The sequence below is a fragment of the Shinella sp. AETb1-6 genome, assembly GCF_009826875.1.
In the GTDB taxonomy this organism is placed as follows: domain Bacteria; phylum Pseudomonadota; class Alphaproteobacteria; order Rhizobiales; family Rhizobiaceae; genus Shinella; species Shinella sumterensis.
Genome location: NZ_WUMM01000017.1, coordinates 26412 through 47338, shown reverse-complemented (window position 1 = coordinate 47338; position 20927 = coordinate 26412). Strand labels below are relative to the sequence as shown.

Annotated in this window: 17 protein-coding genes; 8 read left to right on the top strand and 9 right to left on the bottom strand. The window is 65.8% G+C overall.

Annotated elements, in window-relative coordinates:
• Nucleotides 1–45 precede the first annotated feature (45 nt).
• Nucleotides 46–666, bottom strand: coding sequence for a TIGR00730 family Rossman fold protein (locus GR158_RS22375; protein ID WP_134649812.1), 621 nt, complete (start codon nucleotides 664–666; stop codon nucleotides 46–48).
• A 160-nt stretch (nucleotides 667–826) separates the two neighbouring features.
• On the opposite strand from GR158_RS22375, the gene GR158_RS22370 reads away from it, so the two are divergent.
• From GR158_RS22370 to GR158_RS22340, 7 genes are all read left to right on the top strand, one after another.
• Nucleotides 827–3130 carry a LysM peptidoglycan-binding domain-containing protein gene (locus GR158_RS22370; RefSeq protein WP_246665759.1) on the top strand — a complete coding sequence of 768 codons (2304 nt, stop codon included), beginning with the start codon at nucleotides 827–829 and terminating at the stop codon, nucleotides 3128–3130.
• 146 nt (nucleotides 3131–3276) lie between these two features.
• A complete protein-coding gene (locus GR158_RS22365) occupies nucleotides 3277–5172 on the top strand; it encodes an ABC transporter ATP-binding protein/permease (RefSeq protein WP_160872656.1) in 1896 nt (631 codons plus the stop codon).
• A gap of 175 nt (nucleotides 5173–5347) precedes the next feature.
• Nucleotides 5348–6046: a phosphatidylserine decarboxylase gene (locus tag GR158_RS22360; RefSeq protein ID WP_134649814.1), complete on the top strand. Its 699-nt coding sequence runs from the start codon at nucleotides 5348–5350 to the stop codon at nucleotides 6044–6046.
• A gap of 118 nt (nucleotides 6047–6164) precedes the next feature.
• Nucleotides 6165–7013, top strand: a complete 849-nt coding sequence (pssA, locus tag GR158_RS22355) for a CDP-diacylglycerol--serine O-phosphatidyltransferase (RefSeq protein WP_134649815.1) — start codon at nucleotides 6165–6167, stop codon at nucleotides 7011–7013.
• 132 nt (nucleotides 7014–7145) lie between these two features.
• Complete coding sequence (locus GR158_RS22350; RefSeq protein ID WP_160872655.1) at nucleotides 7146–7601, top strand: MarR family winged helix-turn-helix transcriptional regulator; 456 nt, start codon at nucleotides 7146–7148, stop codon at nucleotides 7599–7601.
• 80 nt (nucleotides 7602–7681) lie between these two features.
• Nucleotides 7682–9253 (top strand): MFS transporter, encoded by a 1572-nt coding sequence (locus GR158_RS22345; protein WP_230640057.1) that lies wholly within the window; start codon nucleotides 7682–7684, stop codon nucleotides 9251–9253.
• A gap of 4 nt (nucleotides 9254–9257) precedes the next feature.
• Nucleotides 9258–10292 (top strand): HlyD family secretion protein, encoded by a 1035-nt coding sequence (locus tag GR158_RS22340; RefSeq protein ID WP_160872654.1) that lies wholly within the window; start codon nucleotides 9258–9260, stop codon nucleotides 10290–10292.
• A gap of 63 nt (nucleotides 10293–10355) precedes the next feature.
• Here the strand turns inward: GR158_RS22340 and GR158_RS22335 are convergent, their stop codons facing one another.
• From GR158_RS22335 to alr, 5 genes are all read right to left on the bottom strand, one after another.
• Nucleotides 10356–11096 carry an SDR family NAD(P)-dependent oxidoreductase gene (locus GR158_RS22335; protein WP_134649819.1) on the bottom strand — a complete coding sequence of 247 codons (741 nt, stop codon included), beginning with the start codon at nucleotides 11094–11096 and terminating at the stop codon, nucleotides 10356–10358.
• Between the two features lie 11 nt (nucleotides 11097–11107).
• A complete protein-coding gene (gene purF / locus GR158_RS22330; protein WP_134649820.1) occupies nucleotides 11108–12601 on the bottom strand; it encodes an amidophosphoribosyltransferase in 1494 nt (497 codons plus the stop codon).
• Between the two features lie 190 nt (nucleotides 12602–12791).
• Complete coding sequence (locus GR158_RS22325) at nucleotides 12792–13394, bottom strand: CvpA family protein (RefSeq protein WP_134649821.1); 603 nt, start codon at nucleotides 13392–13394, stop codon at nucleotides 12792–12794.
• Between the two features lie 141 nt (nucleotides 13395–13535).
• Entirely contained in the window at nucleotides 13536–14939 is a 1404-nt protein-coding gene (gene radA / locus GR158_RS22320; protein WP_160872653.1) for a DNA repair protein RadA, read from the bottom strand.
• Between the two features lie 102 nt (nucleotides 14940–15041).
• Nucleotides 15042–16211 carry an alanine racemase gene (gene alr, locus GR158_RS22315; protein ID WP_134649823.1) on the bottom strand — a complete coding sequence of 390 codons (1170 nt, stop codon included), beginning with the start codon at nucleotides 16209–16211 and terminating at the stop codon, nucleotides 15042–15044.
• A gap of 102 nt (nucleotides 16212–16313) precedes the next feature.
• Between alr and GR158_RS22310 the strand changes: the two genes are divergently transcribed.
• Complete coding sequence (locus GR158_RS22310; RefSeq protein WP_160872652.1) at nucleotides 16314–16907, top strand: hypothetical protein; 594 nt, start codon at nucleotides 16314–16316, stop codon at nucleotides 16905–16907.
• A 158-nt stretch (nucleotides 16908–17065) separates the two neighbouring features.
• On the opposite strand, the gene GR158_RS22305 is transcribed toward GR158_RS22310, so the two are convergent.
• The 3 genes from GR158_RS22305 to rplI all read right to left on the bottom strand — a co-directional run bounded on the left by GR158_RS22305 (nucleotide 17066) and on the right by rplI (nucleotide 20925).
• Nucleotides 17066–18565: a replicative DNA helicase gene (locus GR158_RS22305; protein WP_134649825.1), complete on the bottom strand. Its 1500-nt coding sequence runs from the start codon at nucleotides 18563–18565 to the stop codon at nucleotides 17066–17068.
• 289 nt (nucleotides 18566–18854) lie between these two features.
• Nucleotides 18855–20141 (bottom strand): cyclopropane-fatty-acyl-phospholipid synthase family protein, encoded by a 1287-nt coding sequence (locus GR158_RS22300; RefSeq protein WP_160872651.1) that lies wholly within the window; start codon nucleotides 20139–20141, stop codon nucleotides 18855–18857.
• A 205-nt stretch (nucleotides 20142–20346) separates the two neighbouring features.
• A complete protein-coding gene (gene rplI / locus GR158_RS22295; protein ID WP_160872650.1) occupies nucleotides 20347–20925 on the bottom strand; it encodes a 50S ribosomal protein L9 in 579 nt (192 codons plus the stop codon).
• Nucleotides 20926–20927 lie beyond the last annotated feature (2 nt).

Here is a 20927-nt window from a genome sequence, read left to right as displayed (position 1 = left end):
GGACGTGCCCGGCCATGATGCGGTTTTCTGCCGGATGACGACGCGTCAGAGCCGCGCGATGATCTCCGCCTCGCCCTCGCGGTCCACCTGGCTCGCCCAATGGTCGAGCAGGGTCGAGACGATCTCTTCGGGATCGTCGATGACGAGCGGCTGCACGAGATGGGCGGTGTGGATGAAGCCTTCGTCCGCCATGTGGCGGATGAGCTTGAGCATCGGATCCCAGAAACCGCCGATATTGGCGAAGACCATCGGCTTGCGGTGGCGGCCGAGCTGCCCCCAGGTCATGATCTCCACGATTTCCTCCAGCGTGCCGATGCCGCCCGGCAGGGCGACGAAGGCATCGGAGCGCTCGAACATCTTGTGCTTGCGCTCGTGCATGTCGGGCGTGACGATCAGTTCGCTGAGCTGGCCGAGCGAATGCCGCGTGGCCTCCATATCGATGAGGAATTGCGGTATGATACCGGTGACGCGGCCGCCGTGGGCGAGCACGCCGCTGGCGACGGCGCCCATGATACCCTTGGTGCCACCGCCATAGACGAGGCGCAGATGGTTTTCCGCCATCGCCTTGCCCAGGCTGCGCCCGGCGTTGACATAGGCTGCATCGCGTCCCGGCTGGGAACCACAGTAAACACAGACGGATCGAATCGGCATTGAATGTTCGCTCATGGGTCGGATTCAGCCACCCGCCCGCGGGCCCGTCAAGGATAATGACGGAAAATGCGCGCGTGGGAGGCTCCTGAAGGCTGCAAACCTTGTGCGAGCCATCGGGAATCGATAGCAATTCGGGCAGGGAACTCCCCGGGAAACCGGGACAGAGAGAGATTTGATGATGAAGAACAAGACCGGCCTGGTGGCCCTGATCGTGCTGGCGGCGGCAACGCTGCTCATGGTTTTCTTCGTGCTGCCCAACATGAACACGGACAAGCCGGCCGAAACCACCGTCTCGACGGCCAGCGAGACGCCGGCCACAGGCGGCGGCGATACCACCACGGCAGCCGGCAAGCAGGCGCGCGGCACGACCGAAGCCGCCGGCGAGACCGCCGCGACCGACGGTACCGCGGGCGCTGAAGCCACCCCGACACAGGACGCGACCGCAACGCAGGAAACGGCCACGCAGGAAACCGCGAAGGCGGATGCGACGCCGGCCACGCCGGGCGAGAGCTTGGTCACGCCGTCCTTCGACGTGCTGCGCGTCGAGCCCGATGGCTCCACGGTCATTGCCGGCCGCGGCCAGCCGAACAGCAAGCTGGAGATCAAGAACGGCGATACGGTCGTCGCCACGGCCGATATCGGCCCGTCCGGCGATTTCGCCGCCGTCTTCGACCAGCCGCTCGCTGCCGGTGACTACCAGCTCACCCTCAACACGAAGGACGACAAGGGCACGTCGAAGACCTCCGAGGAGGTCGCGACCGTTTCCGTGCCCAAGGACGGCGCGGGCGATCTGCTTGCCATGGTCTCCCGTCCCGGCGAGGCAAGCCGCCTGATCACAGTTCCCACGACCGAGACCGCCGGCACCGCCGCCGAGGGCGCGACCGCCACCCCGACCGCCACCCCGGCCGGCGAAACGGTCGACAAGCCGGCAACCGAGCCGGCAACCGAGACCGCGTCTGCGGATGCCGGTACGGCCGCAGGCGAACAGCCTGCCGCGGGCGACACCGCCAGCGCGGCCGAGGACGCGGCAACGACATCAGGCGATGCCGCGACGGCGGCTGCTCCCGAGGCCGTCGCCAAGGAAGCGCAGGCCCGCGTTTCGGCCGTCGAGCTGGAAGGCCGGCGCATGTTCATCGCCGGCACCGCCAAGCCCGGCGCGCTGGTCCGCCTCTATGCCGATGACACGCTCGTCGGCGAAACGAAGGCGGACGAGCAGGGCCGTTTCGTGGCCGACGGCACGATCGATCTCTCGGTCGGCCGCCACACGATCCGGGCCGATATCATGAGCGCCGATGGCGAAAAGGTCGAGTTTCGCGCCTCCGTGCCGTTCGATCGTCCCGAAGGCGAGCAGGTCGCTGCCGTCGTGGCGCAGGACAATGCGACGGGCGCCTCCGATGCCGCGCTCGGCCTGATCGGCTGCAGCACCTTCGACAAGCTGCGCGGCGATGCCGACAAGGCGCTCGCGTTGCTCAGGGGCCTCTACGCCAACGGTGCGGTTCCCTCCGCCGAACAGCTGGCCGCAGCCCGCTCGGCGACGGAAATCGCCTTGAAGTCGCTCGCCGAATTCAAGCCGGGCGAAGAAGAGGGCGACGCCGCCTGCACGATGGCCGCCAAGGCTTCGGCCGCTGCCGCAGATGCGCTTGCCCGCCTGCGTGCGCTGCCGAAGGACGCTGCTGCCGTCGGGGCCGCGCTCGGTTCCATCGAGACGGCGGTGGCGGATGCGGTCGCACCGGCCATCGAGAAGGCGCAGACCATGGCCGAGAATGTCGCGGCCGCGGCTGACGGCTCCGTCGAGGCACTGGTCGAACAGACCGCGGCGATCCACCAGAAGTTCGTCGCACTCTTCGCCGATGGCCGCAACGCCACGGCGGCCGAAATCCAGACCGGCCGCTCGGCGCTGGAAGCTGCCCTGCAGAAGATCGTCGGCTTCACCGTCCCGGCCGAGACGACCGGCGACGTGGCGACGGCCATCGAGAAGCTGAAGGGCTGGGCCTCCACCGCGCTCGACCGCCTGGCCGCCGTTCCGGCCGGCGCGGGCGCGGATGCCTATCGCCAGGCGCTCGTGGCGCTGGAAGGCATGCCCTCGCTCAGCGCCGCCGCCGGCGCCGTGGAAACGACGACCGAAGGCGCAGCACCGGCGACGGCCGGCTCTTCCACCGCGGAAACCGCCGGCAGCGGCACGGCGGCGACCCCGGCAGGCGGCGAGGCCGCGGCCGAGGAGCCGGAAACGGTCGAGCAGGCGCCGCTTCAGGCCAGCAAGACCTCCGTCATCATCCGCCGCGGGGATACGCTGTGGCAGATCTCGCGCCGCATCTACGGCAAGGGCGTGCGCTACACGACGATCTATCTCGCCAACGAGGACCAGATCACCGATCCGGACCGCATCCTCCCCGGACAGGTCTTCGGCGTCCCGGACAAGACGGTGGAGACCGACGCGGCCGCCGAGGAGATGCACCGCAAGCACGTGCGCGGCAATTGATGCCCGACAATTTGCCGCCGGCGGTTGCGAAGCAGCCGGCGAGGACCTATCTCACACGGACGGCGCCCGAAAGGGCGCCGTCTTTTCATTACGGAAATTCCAGCATGTAAGATCGAACCGCCGACCGCGGTTCGGCGGAGGCCAGCGTGGCGACGACAACGAAAAAGACGGTTTCGGCCGACAGCAGCAATCCGCTCCGGACGCTGGTCAATCTCTGGCCCTATATGTGGCCCTCCGACAGGCCGGACCTGAAGATGCGGGTGGTCTGGGCCTCCGTCTTCCTGCTCGCGTCCAAGGTCGTGCTGCTGCTCGTGCCCTATTTCTTCAAATGGGCGACGGATGCGCTGAACGGCAAGCCGGACGTCGTGGGCCTGCTGCCGGTCTTCATGCTTGGCGCCGTCATGCTGGTGCTTGCCTATAACGGCGCGCGCATCCTTCAGGCCGGCCTCAACCAGCTGCGCGATGCGCTGTTTGCCAGCGTCGGGCAATATGCGGTCCGCCAGCTGGCCTACCGCACCTTCGTGCACCTGCACCGCCTCTCGCTGCGCTTCCATCTGGAGCGGCGCACCGGCGGCCTGTCGCGCGTCATCGAGCGCGGCACCAAGGGCATCGAGACGATCGTGCGCTTCACGATCCTCAACAGCGTGCCGACCTTCATCGAATTCCTCATGACGGCCGCCATCTTCTGGTGGGGCTATGGGCTGCAATATCTGCTCGTCACCGCCGTCACGGTCTGGCTCTACATCTGGTTCACGGTGCGCGCCTCCGACTGGCGCATCTCCATCCGCCGCTCGATGAACGACAGCGACACCGAGGCCAACACCAAGGCCATCGATTCGCTCCTGAACTTCGAGACGGTGAAGTATTTCGGCAACGAGGAGATGGAGGCCCGCCGCTTCGACCAGTCCATGGAACGCTACGAGAAGGCGGCGACCCAGGTCTGGACCTCGCTCGGCTGGCTGAACTTCGGCCAGGCGCTGATCTTCGGCGTCGGCATGGCGGCCATGATGGCGATGTCGGCCATGGCCGTGCAGCGCGGCGAGCAGACCGTGGGCGACTTCGTCTTCATCAACGCCATGCTCATCCAGCTGGCCATTCCGCTCAACTTCATCGGCTTCGTCTACCGCGAAATCCGCCAGGGCCTGACCGATATCGAGCAGATGTTCGATCTCCTGGAGGTGGAGGAAGAGGTGCAGGACAAGCCTGGCGCCGCCGACCTGGTCGTTTCCTCCGGCGCCATCTCCTTCCGCGACGTGCATTTCGCCTACGATCCCGCGCGGCCGATCCTCAAGGGCGTTTCCTTCGACGTGCCCGCCGGCAAGACCGTCGCGGTCGTCGGCCCGTCGGGTGCGGGCAAGTCCACGCTGTCGCGGCTGCTCTACCGCTTCTACGATGTGCAGGAGGGCGCCATCACCATCGACGGGCAGGATGTGCGCGACGTCACGCAGAAGAGCCTGCGCCATGTCATCGGCATGGTGCCGCAGGATACCGTGCTGTTCAACGACACGATCGCCTACAACATCCGCTATGGCCGGCCGGATGCGACCCAGGAAGAGGTGGTCGCTGCCGCCGAGGCCGCGCAGATCGGCCCCTTCATCCATCAGCTGCCCGAGGGCTTCAAGGCGATGGTGGGCGAGCGGGGCCTGAAGCTTTCCGGCGGCGAGAAGCAGCGTGTCGCCATCGCGCGCACCATCCTGAAGAGCCCGCCCATCCTCATCCTCGACGAGGCGACCTCCGCGCTCGATACGCGCACGGAGCAGGAAATCCAGGCGGCGCTCGACATCGTCTCGAAAAACCGCACCACGCTGGTCATCGCCCACCGCCTGTCCACGGTCATCTCCGCCGACGAGATCATCGTGCTGAAGGACGGCACGATTGCCGAGCGCGGCACCCATGGCGAACTCATGCAGCGCGACGACGGCCTCTACGCCTCCATGTGGAACCGCCAGCGCGAGGCCGTCCAGGCCGAGGAACGCCTCAAGCAGGTGCGCGAAAGCGACGATCTCGGGATTGTCGTGCGCGGTGCGCCGGCGGCGGAGTGAGAATGAGCGAATAGGAAGTTGCGAATAGCGAATAGGGAAAGAACCTTTCTCGCTATTCGCTATTCGCTATTCGCTATTCGCGACTGCCTGCCGCTTAATCCCACGTCCTAAAACATTGCCCCCATCGCCATTTCACGCTAGGTCGATGGCGTGAAATTGTCAGGAGATGTCGAAGATGAGTTTGGTCGATACAGTCCGCAGCACCCTGGTGCCGATCCATCGGGAGGGCTGGAAGTTCGTGGCCGGCTTCTTCGTCGTCTCGCTTCTGCTGGGGCTGCTCTGGACGCCGCTGATGTGGATCGGCTTCGTGCTGACCGCCTGGTGCGCCTATTTCTTCCGTGATCCCGAGCGCCTGACCCCGCAGGACGACGACCTCGTCATCAGCCCGGCCGACGGTCGCGTCTCGGCCATCGCCCTGATGACGCCGCCGGTGGAGCTCGAGCTGGGCGACCAGCCGATGCTGCGCATCTCGGTGTTCATGAACGTCTTCAACTGCCATGTGAACCGCGCGCCGATGCGCGGCCGCATCACGCGCGTGGCCTATCGCGCCGGGAAATTCCTCAACGCCGATCTCGACAAGGCGAGCCAGGAGAACGAGCGCAACGGCCTCGTCATCGAAAGCGCGCATGGTCAAATCGGCGTGGTGCAGATCGCCGGCCTCGTCGCGCGCCGCATCCTGTGCTGGAGCACGATGAACGATCATCTCGACGCAGGCGAGCGCTTCGGCCTCATCCGCTTCGGCTCGCGCCTCGACGTGTTCCTGCCGGCCGGCGCGCAGCCGCGCGTCAGCGTCGGGCAGACGGCCATTGCCGGTGAAACCGTGCTGGCGGAATTCGGCTCTGCCAAGGGGCCGGTGGTGAGCCGCAGGGGATAGGAGTTTGGAGGCGAATAACGAATAGCGAATAGGGATCGCATCATTTGTCTTCCTCTATTCGCTACTCCCTATTCGCTATTCGCCGCTGATTATTCACTGTATCGAACGAGCGAAACCGATGGAAACGCCATTTCCGCCCTATGAGCCCAACGGCCCGAACGACGAGGCCCGCGGACCGCGCCTGCGCGAAATCCCGCTGCGCATCGTCATTCCCAACGTCATCACCGTGCTCGCGATCTGCGCGGGCCTCACCGGCATCCGGCTGGCCTTCGAAAACCGCTACGAACTCGCCGTGGGCATGGTGCTGCTCGCCGCCTTCCTCGATGGCATCGACGGGCGCGTGGCGCGGCTCTTGAAGGCCACCTCGAAATTCGGCGGCCAGATGGATTCGCTGGCCGATATCGTCAATTTCGGCGTGGCGCCCGCGCTGGTGCTCTATGTCTTCATCCTCGATCAGGCCCGCTCCTTCGGCTGGATCGCGGCGCTGATCTACGCCATCGCCGCGGGCCTGCGCCTTGCGCGCTTCAACGTCATGGCCGAGCGCGAGACCAAGGCGCAATGGCAGAGCGAATATTTCGTCGGCGTGCCAGCCCCGGCCGGCGCCATGCTGGTGCTCCTGCCTGTCTATATCGGCTTCCTCGGCGTGCCCCCGAGCCCGCTCTTCGCGTTCCTCGCCTCCGGCTACACCGTGGTGATCGGCTTCCTTCTGGTGAGTCGCCTGCCGGTCTGGTCGGGCAAGTCCGAGGGCAGCCGCATCCGCCGCGATCTGGTGCTGCCCGGCATCCTGCTCGTCGTGCTCTACGTCGCGACGCTGATGAGCTTCACCTGGGAAACCATGGTGGTGACCGTCCTTGCCTATCTCGTGACGCTGCCTTTCGGCGCCCGGTCCTGGAAGCGCAAGTATGGCGGCTGGTCGGCACCCGTCACCCCGGCCGCCAGCGAGTTCCCCGAAACCGACGGTCACTGACGCCCGCAATCATTTTTACGTGAGCTTGCCGCAAGCCCCGTCCAGTCCTCTGGGCGGGGCTTGATTTTTGTCATGTCCTGGATTAACTAGCAAGCAAATAGATAGTAAGCTAATAATATTTAGGCTAGCAAGATGACGACGACCGATCCGCGTGAACGCCTCCTCGACGACCTCTCCCGTGTCCAGCGCAAGATGCGCGCCTTGTTCGATGCGCGCGTGAAGGAGAGGGGCCTGACCCTGCCGCGCGCCCGCGCCCTGATGATTCTCGGGCGCGGCTCCCAGCTCAACCAGCGCGAACTGGCAGACGAACTCGATATCGAGACGCCGACGCTGGTGCGCCTGCTCGACGGGATGGAAAAGCAGGGCTTCATCGAGCGCCAGTCGGTGGAAGGCGACCGCCGCGCCAAGCAGATCGTCATGACGCCGCACGGCGCGCGCATGGCCGGCGAGGTGCTCGATCTCGCCCGTTCGCTGCGGGCGGACGTGCTTGCCGACATTTCCACCGCGGACATGACGGTCACCGTGAAAGTCTTCGCGACCATGTCGGACAACATCGCCAGGAGCTGCCGGGACAGCGTCGAGGCATGAGCACGGTTTCCCCAAGCGATGAGCTGGACGAGCCGGCCGAGCCGGCAACGCCGGCGGCCGCACCGCCGGCGCCGCCACCCATGCCGCCCGGCCGGGCCGCCCTGTACATGGTGGCATCCACGCTGCTGGCCATGACGCAGGGCTTCGGCATGAACTTCGTCGCCGCCAATCTGCCGCAGCTGCAAGGCCCGCTCGGTGCCACGAGCACCGAGGCGGTCTGGCTGGTCGCGGCCTATATGGCGCCGAACGCCTCGCTGTCGATCGCCCTCGTCAAGATCCGCAACCAGTACGGCCTGCGCAACTTCGCCGAACTCGGCATTGCCGTCTTCCTCGTCGTGTCGGTGATGCACATCTTCATCACCGACCTGCATTCGGCCATCGTGCTGCGCTTCTTCGCCGGCATGGCGGCCGCGCCGCTGTCCACCCTCGGCTTCCTCTACATGCTGGAGGCCTTCTCCCCGGCGCGCAAGCTGACCATCGGCATCTCGCTGGCGCTCACCAATATCGCGCTCGCCGCGCCCCTGACCCGCATCGTCTCGCCGTTTCTGATCGACATCGGCGGGGTAAGGGCGCTGCTCTATCTCGAACTCTCGCTCGCCATGCTGGCCTTCGCGGCCATCTATCTCCTGCCGCTGACGCCTTTGCCGCGCGCCAAGGTCATCGAGAAGCTCGATATCGTCAGCTACCTTTTCATCGCCGTCGGCTTCGGCTCGGCGGCCGTCATCTTCGCCGTCGGCCGCACCTATTGGTGGCTGGAGGCGGAGTGGATCGGCGTGCTGGCCGTCGTGATGATCGCGGCGCTGACCATCGCGGCCGTCCTCGAACTCAACCGTGCGACGCCGCTGATCGACCTGCGCTGGCTTTTCAGCCGGGAGGTGATGCATTTCGCCGCCGTGCTCATTCTCTTCCGGCTCATGCTGGCCGAGCAGACGGCGGTGGCCAGCAACTTCTTCCAGATCATGGGCCTGCAGAACGACCAGCTGACCGGCCTCTATTCCTGTGTCGCGCTGGCGACGCTGGCGAGCGGTCTCGTCTGCGCGGCGATCCTCAAGCCCAGCCGCGAGCCCGCCATCCACATGGTGGCGCTCATGCTGATCGGCGTCGGCGCCTGGCTCGACAGCCACGCCACCAACCTGACGCGCCCGCACGACATGTATCTCAGCCAGGCGATGATCGCCGCCGGCGGCGGCCTCTTCCTGCCGCCCGCCATCGCCGCGGGTTTCACCATGGCGCTGCGCAAGGGGCCGCAATACATCCTGAGCTTCATCGTGGTCTTCCTCGCCACGCAGAGCCTGGGCGGTCTTGCCGGCTCCGCGATCTTCGGCTCCTTCATCACGCTGCGCGAGAAGTTCCATTCCAACATTCTCGCCCAGGCGATGACGCTGACCGACCCGCTGGTCGCCGCGCGCATCGCCCAGCTTTCCGCCGCCTATGGCCGCACGATCACCGATCAGGCCATGCTGAAGGCCGAAGGGGTGGCGCTGCTCAGCCAGCAGGTGACCCGCGAGGCGAACGTGCTTGCACACAACGATGCCTTCTTCGTCATCGCGCTTCTGGCCGTCGCCGCCGCCATCGCGCTTGCCATTCACCGAATCTATGTCCGTATTAAAGAGGCGGGCGCCGTTTCGGGCGCAGCCGCCGCAAAGGCCTGATCCTATGAAACAGTATATTCGCAACACCGCGACGGCGCTGGCCGTCGTCCTTGGCATCGTCGGCATCGTCGTCGTCGCCTATGCCTGGCGCCTGCCGCCCTTTGCCAGCGAAGTCCAGACGACGGACAATGCCTATGTGCGCGGCTATGTCACCCTGATCAGCCCGCAGCTTCCCGGCTACGTCACGGAGGTCGCGGTCAAGGATTATGAGAGCGTCAAGCAGGGGCAGGTGCTTGTCCGCCTGGACGATCGCATCTACCACCAGAAGCTCGCCCAGGCCGAGGCGACGCTCGCCAGCCAGAAGGCGGCGCTTGCCAATTCGCAGCAGCAGGAAAATGCCGCCAAGGCCCGCATCGGCGCCAGTGAAGCCGCGCTCGGCGGCGCCACATCGGCCAAGCGACGGGCGGAAGAAAACTGGAACCGCGTGGAGGAGCTGTCCGCCAAGGGCATCTCGACCCAGAGCGATCTGGAGCAGAGCCGCACGACGCTCGACCAGGCCGAGGCCGCCGTCTCGCAGGCGCAGGCCAATCTCGAAGTGTCGAAGCAGGATCTGCAGACCATCATCGTCGGCCGCGATTCGCTGGGTGCGGCCGTCGCCGGCGCCGAGGCCGCGGTGGAGCTCGCGCGCATCGACCTTTCGAATACCGTGATCACGGCCCCGCGTGACGGCGCGGTCGGCGAGGTCGGCGTCAAGCTCGGCCAGTATGTCGCCGCCGGCACGCAGCTCATGGCCGTCGTGCCGCGCGATACCTGGGTCATCGCCAATTTCAAGGAAACCCAGCTCGCCTATATCAAGCCGGGGCAGGCGGTCGAGGTGACGGTCGATGCCTTCCGCCATGCCACGCTGAAGGGCCATGTCGAACGCTTCTCGCCGGCCGCCGGCTCGGAATTCAGCGTCATCAAGCCCGACAACGCGACCGGCAACTTCACCAAGGTCGCCCAGCGCATCCCCGTCCGCATCGCCATCGACGACGGGCAGGACCTGTCGCAATACCTGGCGCCGGGCCTTTCGGTGGAGGTGAGGACGGTGGTGGAGTAGGGCGCGGTGACACCCCTCTGCCCTGCAGGGCAGAGGGGGGGCTCCAGGCGATGACGCTGAAGATCACTCCGGCAGGCGGTAGTCCACAAGACGGCCCTGGCGCATGTCGAACAGCTTGCCGGTCTCGGCATAGTCGCGCGAGACGAGCGGCAGGATGGCCTTGGCCACTTCGGAGGGATGCTGCACCGTCGAAGGGTCTTCGCCGGGAATGGCCTGGGCGCGCATGGCCGTGCGGGTGCCGCCGGGATCGAACGAGGTGATGCGCAGCGCCGTGCGCTGCGTCTCGCCGGCCCAGGTGCGGGCCAGCGCCTCGACGGCGGCCTTGGAGGCGGAGTAGGGCCCCCAGAACGGCTTGCACTTGTGCGCGGCGCTCGAGGAGAGCAGCACGGCGCGGCCGGCATCGGACTTCAGGAGCAGCGGCGCGACCGAGCGGATCAGCCGCCACGTCGCCGTGACGTTGATGGTCATCACCTTCTCGAACACCTTCGCCTCGACATGGTCGATCGGCGAGATGGTGCCGAGCACGCCGGCATTGGCGATCAGGATGTCGAGCCTGCCCCAGCGCTCGAAGATCGAGCCGCCGAGCTTGTCGATAGCCGCCATGTCGGCGAGGTCGAAGGGCACCAGCGTGGCCGAGCCGCCCGCGGCCTGGATGGCATCGTCCAGCTCCTCCAGTCCCCCGACGGTGCGGGCGCAGGCGATCACATGGGCGCCGGCCTTGGCCAGTTCGAGGGCGGTGAAATAGCCGATCCCGCGCGACGCGCCGGTGACCAGCGCGATGCGGTCTTTCAGGTCGATGCTCATGCTGTCTTCAATTATCCGTTGCTTGCCAGAACCGAGACCTTCCGTCCCATCGTCTCGCCTTCCTTGTCAAGGAGGCGTGTCGGATAGTCGCCGGTGAAGTAATGGTCGGTGAACTGGGGACGGGCCGGGTTGCGATCCTCGCCGCCGACGGCCCGGTAGAGACCGTTGATGGAGATGAATTCCAGCGAATCCGCACCGATATACTTCGCCATGGCGTCGACGTCGGCATACTGGTTGGCCAGCAGCTTGTCCCGGTCCGGCGTGTCGATGCCGTAGAAATCGGGATAGAAGATCATCGGGCTTGCGACGCGCACATGCACTTCCTTGGCGCCGGCGTCGCGGATCATCTGCACGATCTTGAGCGAGGTGGTGCCGCGCACGATCGAATCGTCCACGAGAATGACGCGCTTGCCTTCGATCATCGCGCGGTTGGCCGAGTGCTTCAGCTTCACGCCGAAGGCGCGGATCTGCTGCGTCGGCTCGATGAAGGTGCGCCCGACATAATGGTTGCGGATGATGCCGTATTCGAACGGGATGCCGCTCTCCTGGGCGTAACCCAGGGCCGCGGGCGTGCCGCCGTCAGGCACGGGCACGACGACGTCGCCCTCGACCGGGTGTTCCTTGGCGAGGTTGATGCCCATGTTCTTGCGCGCCACATAGACGCTGCGGCCGCCGACGACGGAATCGGGGCGGGCGAAATAGACATATTCGAACAGGCAGAGCCGTTCCGGCTGCGCGTTGCCGGACTTCCGCGCCTCGATGGTGATGGAGCCGTCGGGCTGGATTTCGCAGATGACGATCTCGCCGTTCTCGACGTCACGGATGAACTTGGCGCCGATGATGTCGAGCGCGCAGGTTTCCGAGGCGAAGATCGGCTTGCCGTCGAGTTCGCCCATGACCAGCGGGCGGATGCCCGTGGGGTCGCGTGCGGCGATCAGCTTCGTGCGGGTGATGCCGAGCATCGAATAGCCGCCTTCCATCTGGCGGATCGCGTCGATGAAGCGGTCGGTCGTGTTGGTGTAGCGCGAGCGGGCGATGAGGTGGAGAACGACTTCGGTGTCCGAGGTCGACTGACAGATGGCGCCGCCGGCGATAAGCTGGCGGCGCAGCGTCAGGCCGTTGGTGAAGTTGCCGTTATGGGCGACGGCGATGCCGCCGACTTCCAGTTCCGCAAACAGCGGCTGCACGTTGCGCAGGGCCACTTCCCCCGTCGTGGAGTAGCGCGTGTGGCCGATCGCCATGTTGCCGGGCAGCTTCGCCAGCGTCACCGGATTGGTGTAATGGTCGCCGACGAGGCCCATATGCTTTTCGGTGTGGAACTGCGTGCCGTCGAAGGAGACGATACCCGCCGCCTCCTGGCCGCGATGCTGGAGCGCATGCAGGCCGAGCGCGGTCAGCGTCGCGGCATCGGGATGGCCCAGAATGCCGAACACGCCGCACTCCTCGTGAAGCGTATCGCCGTCGAGATCGTCGTCGTGGCGGCCGGGGAAGAGGAAATCGCTCATTGCTGCAAGCCTTTGCTCGGAACCTGGGAGGTTGCACGGGGGTCTTCACCACTCCGGCCATGCCCCATATGGGTATGGCCTAAAGCATTTGCCACCGAGGCCCGGGAGCATCAGTGGCGGTTCTTCATCCTAACAAAAAACGGGGAGCCTGCCTTCGTCAATTTTCGCGAGTGGCGGCTCCCCTGATGTCTTATCCGTTCGTCGCGGGCGTCTCTTCGGCAGGCGCCTGGTTGGTCCCACCGGCCGCGCCGTCCGGCTCCTCCGTGGCGCCGTCGGTCTGCTTGCCGCGCAGGCGGTCGATGATCGTCGCGTCGGCATCTTCCGGCAGCAGCGCGATGAGGCGCGAACCGAGATTGTCGAGCAGCGGCTTGGATTTGGCGGTGGTGACCCAGGACGGCTGCTGCTGCGGCGCCACCAGCCAGTTGAAGAACAGCATGGCGACGACAACGAGCAGGATGCCGCGTGCGGCGCCGAACAGGAAGCCGAGGGTGCGGTCGAGCGCGCCGATGCGGCTGTCGATGATGAAGTCGGCGATGCGCATGGTGATGAAGGAGATCACGATGAGCGCGACGAGGAAGACGGCGGCGGCGGAGCCGACCATGGCGACCGTGTCGCTCGTCGTATAGTCCTTCGCATAGGGCAGAAGGACGGGATAGAGGAAATAGGCGGCAGCCGCGGCACCGACCCAGCTTGCGACGGAGAGAACCTCGCGCGAGAAGCCGCGCACCATCGCCAGCACGGCGGAGAACAGCGCAACGCCGATGACGATACCGTCGAGAATTGTGATGGGCATGTTCGTCCTACTCCAAACCCGAAATGTCGCCAGGCCCGCCCCGTGCGAAGCGCACATTAGCGGAAGGCGTCTTCGCCGTCCCGGTTCGGCACGCTTCAAACCCGTGTTTCCCACAGGGCATTGACCCGCTGCCGAAGGCCGTCAGACGTCCTCGTCTTCCCGCTTGAGGGCACTCTTCGATCCGGCGATGCGCGCCACCAGGTCCGGCAGGCCTTCGATCTCGCTCCAGCGGCTGCCGGTGCCCTTGGGCAGTTCGGCTGAACCCGCGGGCAGCAGGGCCTGCGAAAACCCCAGTTTTTCCGCCTCCTTGAGGCGCTGGGCGGTGTGCGCAACCGGACGAATGGCGCCCGACAGGCTGACTTCGCCGAAATAGACGCAATCGGCGGGAAGGGCAAGACCGGCAAGCGAGGAAACCAGCGCCGAGGCCACCGCAAGGTCCGCCGCCGGCTCGGAGATGCGGTAGCCGCCCGCCACATTGAGGTAAACGTCGTGTTGACCGAGCCGCACGCCGCAATGGGCCTCCAGCACCGCGAGGATCATCGAAAGGCGCGCCGAATCCCAGCCGACGACGGCGCGACGCGGTGTGCCCAGCGATGTGGGCGCCACGAGCGCCTGCACCTCCACCAGCACGGGCCGCGTGCCCTCCATGCCCGCGAAGACCACCGCACCCGGCGCCTTCTCGTTGCGCTCGCCGAGGAAGAGTTCGGAGGGGTTGGAAACCTCGCGCAGGCCCTTGTCGGACATTTCGAACACGCCGATCTCGTCCGTCGGGCCGAAGCGGTTCTTCACGGTGCGCAGGATGCGGTAATGGTGCCCGCGGTCGCCCTCGAAATAGAGCACCGCGTCGACCATGTGTTCCACGACGCGCGGTCCCGCGATCTGGCCTTCCTTGGTGACATGGCCGACCAGCACCATGGCCGCGCCCGTCTGCTTGGCGAAGCGGATCATGGCCTGCACGCCGGTGCGCACCTGCGTTACCGTGCCGGGCGCGGCCTCCGCCGTATCGCTCCACAGCGTCTGGATCGAATCGATGATGACGAGGTCGGGGCGCTTGCCTTCGCCGATGGTGGCGAGAATATCCTCGACATTGGTCTCGGCGGCCAGCAGCACGTCGGTCTGGTGTGCCTGGAGGCGCTGCGCACGCAGCCTGACCTGCGCCACGGCCTCTTCGCCCGAGACATAGATGATGCGGTGGCCATGGCGGGAGAGGGCGGCGGCGGCCTGCATCAGCAGCGTCGACTTGCCGATGCCGGGATCGCCGCCGATCAGCACGGCCGAGCCGCGCACGAAGCCGCCGCCCGTGGCACGGTCGAGTTCGGCGATGCCGGTATGGATGCGCGGCGCTTCCTCGATCTCGCCGGAGAGCGCCGTCAGCGCGACGGGCCGGCCCTTCTTCGGCACCTTGCCGGGCCCCGAGCCGATGCCGCCCATCGGGTCTTCCTCGACCACGGTGTTCCACTCGCCGCAGCCCTCGCATTTTCCCACCCAGCGGGAATGCACGGTGCCGCAGTTCTGGCAGACGAATTGAGTGCGGCCTTTCGCCATCAGGACTTCTTCTCCGGTATCAGTTGCCCATGGCAATAGCACAAAACGGGAACAAGTCCAGTTCGCGGGTGAGCACAGAGTGCGCCGTCGTGGGAGGGCGACCTACTTCTTCACGGCCTCGTAGCGCCGTTCGTAGCGGTTGCCCAGGCTGGTGAGAAGTTCGTAGTCGACGGTGCCGGCGGCGCGCGCCACATCCTCGATCGGCATGGTCCTGCCGAAGAGTTCGATGAAGTCGCCCGGCCGCACGCTGCCGGCGGGCATGTCCGTCACGTCGAAATGCGTGAGGTCCATGGTCACGCGGCCGATGACCGGCACGGGGCGGCCATGCAGCATGCCGCTCGGGCCGGCAAGGCCGGTCCGGCGCAGCGGTATGCCGGCGCTGGAAAGGCTGCGCATATAGCCGTCCGCATAGCCGATGGCGGCGATGGCGACGCGCGTATCGCGGGCGCAGACCACGGCGGCGCCGTAGCCGACGCTTTCGCCGGCCTTCACGTCGCGCACCTGGAGAATGCGGGCCTCCGCCGTGACGACCGGTTTCATCGGGTTCGGCACGCCATTGACCGCAGCCCCGCCATAAAGCGCGATGCCGGGGCGGGTGAGGGTGAAGTGATAGTCCTCGCCGAGAAAGATGCCGGCGGAATTGGCAAGCGTCGCGTCGATATCGCCGAAGGCGGAAACGACGCTGCGGAAGCGCTGGAGCTGCTGTCGGTTGAGCGCGTGGGACGGCTCGTCGGCGCAGGCGAGGTGGCTCAGAAGCATGATCGGCGAGAAGCTCGCGGGACGCGCGATGTCGTCGGCCAGCGCCAGCGCATCCTCCACTCTCAGCCCCAGACGGCTCATGCCGGTATCGACATGCAGCACGCAGGGAATGTCCCCGCCGTCGGCGATCGCCGACATGAACACCACCAGCTGCTCCTCGGACACGATGACCGGCACGAGGTCAAATTCGAAGAACAGCCGCTCGGCGCCCGCCCACATGCCCGAAAGCACATAGATGCGCGCATCGGGCAGGGCAGTGCGGACCGCAGCCCCTTCGGCCGGTGTGGCGACGAAGAAATCGCGCGCGCCGGCCTGGTGGAAGGTTTTGGCGGCCGGCTCCAGCCCGATGCCATAGGCGTCGGCCTTCAGCACGGCGGCGGTGCGCGCCGCGCCCGAGCGGCGGGCCATGGCGCGCCAGTTGTCGGCAAGCGCGGAAAGGTCGATCGTCAGGCGGGCATGATCCTCGCCTGCGACGGGAAGCGTGGGGCGGCCGGAAGCTGGATGTTTGCTCATCGTGTGGAAATACAGCCTGTGGACTGTGGCGGCAATACGGTCGCAGCCCGCATTGCGGCGGCCCGGTGCCGGCCCTATGGTGCGGCGCGAACAGGAGCGACCATGGCGCGCATAAAACCATCGATCCTTGCCGCTACGACGGTGCTCCTGGCGCTGCCGGCCGTTGCGCAGGACGCCCCGACGGAAGCGGATATCCGCGACGCTCACGCGACGCTGCTCGGCCTTGCCCGAGACGATGGCAAGCCGCAGGAGGACGACAGCGCGGCGCTCTATTACTCCATCGTCGAAAACCCCGACGCGCCGCGCCTTGTCACCCGGCTGCAGGTGGGCGGCGTCCCGTGCCGCGCCCGCTTCATGTCCGCGCTGCAGTTTCCTGGCCAGTGGGCGACCGTGACATTCGGCATGGTGGACCTGCGCCGCGTCACCTCCGTCCTCGCCTATGCCTCGGCCGACGACATGATCGCCGGCGTCAAGCCGGTGCCGGTCGATTCGGAGAAGGCGGTGCAGATCGTTCTCACCGGCAAGGACCTGCACTGCGCCACGCGCGTATCGCTTTCGGGTGAAGCCGCTTCTGACATGGTCTGCGCCGACCGGCTGGACCTGACCTTGACGGACGCACGGGAAAAGGAACGCGCCCGCAAGGCACTCGCCATCGTCGCCGGCATCTGCAAGGCGCCGGCTTTCGTGAAGAAATAGCATCGAAGGGCACCGCCACCCCCTCATCCGCCTGCCGGCACCTTCTCCCCGAGGGGGAGAAGGAAGGGGAATGCGACGTCCAATCTTCCCCTTCTCCCCCACGGGGAGAAGGTGGTCGAAGGCCGGATGAGGGGGATGGCTCCGCCTCGTCGGACGCCTCAGTGCTCGTACTGGGTGAAGGACGGGTCGGCGAGGTCGGTGAAGCGGGTGTATTCCGACTGGAAGGCGAGCTTCACGGTGCCGGTCGGTCCGTGACGCTGCTTGGCGATGATGACGTCTGCCGTGCCCTTCACGGCCTCGAACTTCATCTTCCATTCCTCGTATTTCGGATCGAACTCGTCGCGCGGCTCGAGGTTCTTCACATAGTATTCCTCACGGAACACGAAGAGCACCACGTCCGCGTCCTGCTCGATGGAGCCCGATTCGCGAAGGTCCGAAAGCTGCGGGCGCTTGTCCTCGCGGCTTTCCACCTGACGGGAGAGCTGGGAAAGCGCGATGATCGGCACGTTCAGTTCCTTGCCCAGCGCCTTGAGGCCCGTGGTGATCTGGGTGATTTCCTGCACGCGGTTGTCGCTCGACTTGCCCGAGCCGGTCATGAGCTGGATATAGTCCACCACGAGGCAGTCGAGGCCGCGCTGGCGCTTGAGGCGCCGGGCGCGCGCCGAAAGCTGCGCGATGGAGATACCACCGGTCTGGTCGATATAGAGCGGCACCTTCTGCATCATCTGGCTGCAGGCGACGAGCTTTTCGAAATCGGCCTCGGAAATGTCGCCGCGGCGGATCTTCGAGGAGGACACTTCCGTCTGCTCGGAAATGATACGGGTCGCCAGCTGCTCGGACGACATTTCGAGCGAGTAGAAGCCGACGACGCCGCCGTTGCGCGCCTTGAACGAGCCGTCCGCCTGCACTTCGGGCTCGTAGGACGCCGCGATATTGTAGGCGATGTTGGTGGCAAGCGAGGTCTTGCCCATGCCGGGGCGTCCCGCAAGCACGATAAGGTCCGAACGCTGCAGGCCGCCCATGCGGGCATCGAGCGAATGGATGCCGGTCGAGATGCCCGACAGCGACCCGTCGCGTTCGAACGCCTGGCCGGCCATGTCGATGGCCTGCGCGACGGCATCGTTGAACGACTGGAAGCCGCCGTCATAGCGGCCGGTCTCGGCCAGTTCGAACAGGCGACGCTCGGCGTCCTCGATCTGCGTCTGCGGCGGCATGTCGAGCGGCGCGTCATAGGCGATGTTGACCATGTCCTCGCCGATATTGATCAGCGAGCGGCGCAGCGCGAGGTCGTAGATCGCCCGGCCATAGTCTTCCGCGTTGATGATCGTCACGGCCTCGGCCGCCAGACGGGCGAGATATTGCGGGATCGTCAGATCGCCGACGCGTCCATCCGTCGGCAGGTGCGTCTTGAGCGTGATCGTCGTGGCGATCTTGCCCATGCGGATCGTATCGCCGGCAAGCTCGTAGATCTTGCGGTGCAGCGGCTCGTGGAAATGGATCGGCTTCAGGAAGTCCGAGACGCGGTAATAGGCGTCGTTGTTGACGAGAATGGCGCCCAGCAGCGCCTGTTCGGCCTCGACGTTGTTCGGCGCCTCGCGATGGTGAAGCTCCGCATTGTCGTGACCGGCCTGGCTGAGCTTGCGCACGGCATCATTCATCGTCCCGAATCTCCCCGTCCTCTTTTGCGAAGGTCGATGGTTTGGGTCATGTACCGGCGGGGGTCAAGCGCATCCGACTCACACCGGTGGTTAAGCCCGGTCTTAGACTTTTCCACAGGCAGGCCCGCCACAGCAAGTCCGGATTCCTTCGGGGCCCTTGGCTTTCGATTGACTCGCGATGCGAATCCCCGCGCGCGTGCCACCGAACCGGGGCGGCTTCGGCGGCGGACAACGCGCAGAAAACGGAGCATGGAGCGTCCCCGGTGAACGCGTGTCCACCGGAGATTTTTTAAAGGGCGGCTTCCTGCGGGAATTGGCGGGGGCCGCGCCGCTCGCCCTTGGGATTGCCCTCATGCGCCTTCAGGCAATCCTCGCCGCGGCCGATATAGTCGCGGGTCAGCGGGATCGCCTCCTGGTCATGCGCGAGCTGCAGCTGGAAGACGACGAGGTTCTGCCAGCGGAAGGCGCTCTCGGACGCTGCGAGATAGAATTCCCAGATCCGGCAGAACTTCTCGTCGTAGAGCGCCTTGGCCTCGTCGCGCCGGGCCATGAAGCGCTCGCGCCAGTGGCGCAGCGTCTCGGCATAATGCAGCCGCAGGATTTCCACGTCCGTCACCGCAAGCCCGCTTTTTTCCACAGCCTGCATCACTTCCGACAGGGCAGGGATATAGCCGCCGGGGAAGATGTATTTCTCGATGAAGGGATTGTTGGCCGTCGGCCGGTCGGTGCGGCCGATCGTGTGCAGGAGCATCACGCCGTCGCGCTTCAGAAGGGAGGCACTCTTCTTGAAGAAGGTCAGGTAGTTCGGCCGTCCCACATGCTCGAACATGCCGACCGAGACGATGCGGTCGAACGGGCCTTCCGTATTGCGGTAGTCCTGCAGCAGGAATTTCACCTCGTCGCCCAGCCCCGCCTCGCTCGCCCGCTTCACCGAAAGCGCATGCTGCTCGTCGGAGAGGGTGACGCCCGTGACCTTCGCGCCGAGCTGGCGGGCAAGGTAGAGCGCCATGCCGCCCCAGCCGCTGCCGATGTCGAGCACGCTCTGGCCGGGCCGGTTGATGTTGAGCTTGGCGGCGATGTGCCGTTTCTTGGCAAGCTGCGCCTCGTCCAGCGACTGGTCCGGCCGCTCGAAATAGGCGCAGGAATATTGCCGGTCCTGGTCGAGGAAGAGATCGTAGAGCGCGCCGGTCAGGTCGTAGTGATGCTGCACGTTGCGGCGCGACCGCACGACGCTGTTCTTCTCGCGCGCCCAGCGCAGCAGGTAGCGCAGCCGCTCCAGCGCCCGGTTCCAGCGTGTGTCGTAATACTGGAAGTCGGGATTGCCGGTGAAGACGATCTTGAGCAGGCCGTACATGTCGCCCTCGACGATATCGATATCGCCGGTGCCGTAGTGGTGGCCGAGATAGTAGGCGGGGTCGACCGCAAGGCCCCAAAGCGCCTTGCGGCTGTTGATGCGCATGTGCACCGGATTGCCCGTTCCATCCCCGAAGGTCTGGCGGGATCCGTCCGGGTAGGTGACCGTCAGATTTCCAGTCTCGACGAGACGGGAAACGAGAGCCTGTACTATGAATTTCATCAGCAAACTCCGTCGCGCTTGAAAACATGGCGGAACGGGTCTGGTCGGAAACCGGCCTGAAGAGCGGCCCAACCGCCAATCCAGTCTAACGGCTATAAGATATTGCTGGGAAAGCGGGGATTTCAACCCGTGTTTTTTGACCTGCCGAAACGAAGACGGGCCGGCAATGCCGACCCGTCCCGTAACCGTCCGTAAGGACTGGATATTATGCGTCGTCTTCGTCGACGCCGTCGGCTTCCGGGTCGAAGAAGTCGGCTGCCGTCAGCGCGTCTTCGTCGACGCCGTAGATGGCGTCGGCCGAGGTCAGGCTTTCGCCCTTGGCCTGGCGCTCGGCTTCATCGGCCGAACGGGCAACGTTGAGCTCGATGGAGATGGCGACTTCGGCATGCAGGTGCAGCACGACCTTGTGCAGGCCGATGGCCTTGATCGGCGTGTTGAGCTCGACCTGGTTGCGGCCGACGTTGAAGCCTTCGGCTTCCAGCACTTCGATGATGTCGCGGGCAGCGACCGAACCGTAGAGCTGGCCGGTTTCGCCGGCGGAGCGGACGATGACGAAGGACTTGCCGTCGAGCTTTTCGGCAACGGCCTGGGCTTCGGACTTGCGCTCCAGGTTACGGGCTTCGAGCGTCGCACGCTCGGCTTCGAAGCGCTTCTTGTTGGCTTCGTTGGCGCGCAGCGCCTTGCCCTGCGGCAGCAGGAAGTTGCGGGCGAAGCCGTCGCGAACCTTTACGGTTTCGCCCATCTGGCCGAGCTTGGCGATGCGTTCGAGGAGAATGACGTCCATTT